Source organism: Halorubrum sp. SP9, assembly GCF_005435015.1.
GTDB classification, from domain to species: Archaea; Halobacteriota; Halobacteria; order Halobacteriales; family Haloferacaceae; genus Halorubrum; species Halorubrum sodomense.
Genome location: NZ_SGXU01000056.1, coordinates 1 through 2,414, shown reverse-complemented (window position 1 = coordinate 2,414; position 2,414 = coordinate 1). Strand labels below are relative to the sequence as shown.

Here is a 2,414-nt window from a genome sequence, read left to right as displayed (position 1 = left end):
GAAAGATCGTCTAGGACAAGGACATTGTTCTTGTCGACCAGAGCGTCCACAAGGTGAGAACCGATGAATCCTGCGCCCCCTGTAACAACGATATCTAAATCATGCATACCGAGAGGAAATTCCTCAGTAAACTAAAGATGGCGATTTTAGCAGGACAGACCGAACAACGTATACTACTGGAATTCAGTTCTAATCCATGGCTGAGGACATGAAGCGGATCCTGTGGATCTCCGAATTCCCCCCAGAGAAGGGGGCTATTGCGGACTACTCAAAACACCTCACAAAAGGTCTAGCTGACAGCCATGGATATGAAATTGATATTCTGACCGAATCTGGAGAAAAGCCAGAGGCCCCAGTGTCTGGTGTGACGGTTCGTGGTGAAATTCCACGGTCCTACAATGGGTGGGCAAAAGTGCTTGATCGCGACTATAATGGCATCCAGATACAATTTCCGGTGGGTCGCCTCCGCTATCTCGTCGCTAGAAAGTGGCTCTCCCGTGATGTTCCACCGACGCTCATAACTATCCATGACGTCCCGGGATTTCAGCAGTACTCGTTATTGTTCGGCTCATTCCGGAATCTGATATTTCTCACAGAATCAACCCGTCAAGAGCATATAGCGGCCTATCCGCTCACAGAGCGCCTTCGAGTAAGGAATTATTTCACTGTACCATATCTGGGAATCGAGAAGAGTATCCAAGATAGGATTACTAAGAAACATTTGGGCATAGAGCTGGATGATGAGGCCACAAACGTGGTGTGCCCAGGTTTTGTACATGAAAAGAAAGGATTCCACAAAGTCGTCGACGCACTTCCGCAGCTTAAGAAGAAATATCCTGACATTCACATAACCATCTCCGGAGGGGAACACCGCGGTCACTCCGGAGATTACATGTCAGAATTAGAAAATTCTATCAAACAGCAAGGGCTTTCCGATGATGTGACAATTACAGGGGTGCTCCCAACCGAAGACCACGTAAACGAATACATTCGGCAGGCCGACTGTGTCGTCCTACCTTTTGATGAGATCACTCAAAGCGCCTCGTTGGCAAAGACTCTCGCTCTCGGGTCTGTCCCCGTTACGACACCGCTCCCGTCTCTATCTCCATTGATAGAGAACTATGGGGGGGTCATGATGGAGGCAAATACCATCAATGCCCTTGTAGATGCGGTGGAGACAGCAATCGATTCGCCCCCCACTATTAATTCGACAGGGATTCTGGAAGACTTATGTTGGGAACAAAATGTAGCGGCATACGCTGATATCTATAGTAGAGTTTTCAAGTGAGACAACTCCTCTCGATCTCGCGAGCCAAGTTATCGAAATCAGGAAACAGCTATATGTGCCGTTCAATGAAAGAGGGCATATGACTGATAATGTGAAAAACGTAGTCGTCGTTGTTATTGATGCGTTACGCTGGGACAGAGTAGGCGTGTATGAGATGGAGAACAACCTTACCCCGAGAATTGACTCACTCGCAAAGGAGTCTACTGTGTTTGAAAAGGCTTTCACGACGATTAATGCGACAGATCCTGCGATTACTTCAATTCACACTGGTTGTCATCCGAAAGGACACGGCGTACATAACCACGGAAGCTACATCACTCAGGAAGAAAAGCAAGCAGTTAATGCCACGACACAATTCCCCAAACTGCTTCAAAAAAATGGCTTCTACACGGGAAATTACGGAAGAGTACTGGGTCGGTGGCATAAGTCAGGTTTCGACAGGTACCCGGAGACAGAAGATACCAAGACGCGACTGAGTGAGTGGTTGTACGGTACCAGCGAGTACTTGGGATCAGTCGCGTCTACGATATACAATGCGTTCTCCCCAACAGAAAGCAACGCGGTTGATGCCCTTGTCTCAGACCTAAGCCGCGCTGATCAATTTTACGGTTTTCTTCACTTACTTGATACACACATCCCGTATGAACCAGATTCGAATTCACCGAGGCAGTACCGGGAACAATATGAAGCGGACGAAGTGTCGTTGACAGAACTTGCGGAACGATATCCCGAGGGATCGTGGACAAGCGAACAGTGTTTGGAGTGGAACGAACAGTATTCTGACAACGCGGACCTTACAACGGCTGACATGAACGCGAGGTACGATGCCACAGTAAGAGATGCAGACGCAAAGGTAGGTCAATTAGTAGATCGTATTGAGACAGCTGGGGAACTGGAAGACACAATGATCGTCCTTCTTTCCGACCATGGGGAATCAATGACAGAACACGGGATTATCTACGACCACCATGGACTGTATGACCAAACAGTTCGGATCCCACTCATAGTCTGGCTACCGGAGGAGACGGCGTCTCGTACGGACGAGTTGGTACAAATAACGGACATCGCACCTACCGTACTGGATGCTGTCGATTCTAGTGCCAACTTACAGTCTGATGGATGTTCA

Annotated in this window: 3 protein-coding genes; 2 read left to right on the top strand and 1 reads right to left on the bottom strand. The window is 48.2% G+C overall.

All coding sequences use genetic code 11. The features are described from left to right. Positions 1–107, bottom strand: a 107-nt coding sequence (locus EXE45_RS21875; RefSeq protein ID WP_137694905.1) for an NAD-dependent epimerase/dehydratase family protein, incomplete at its 3' end; no start/stop codon positions are given. A gap of 89 nt (positions 108–196) precedes the next feature. Here EXE45_RS21875 and EXE45_RS16010 point away from each other — a divergent pair. Continuing rightward, positions 197–1,288, top strand: coding sequence for a glycosyltransferase family 4 protein (locus EXE45_RS16010; RefSeq protein WP_137694901.1), 1,092 nt, complete (start codon positions 197–199; stop codon positions 1,286–1,288). A 79-nt stretch (positions 1,289–1,367) separates the two neighbouring features. Next, positions 1,368–2,414 (top strand): sulfatase (locus EXE45_RS16005; protein ID WP_137694900.1); only part of this gene is annotated, 1,047 nt, incomplete at its 3' end.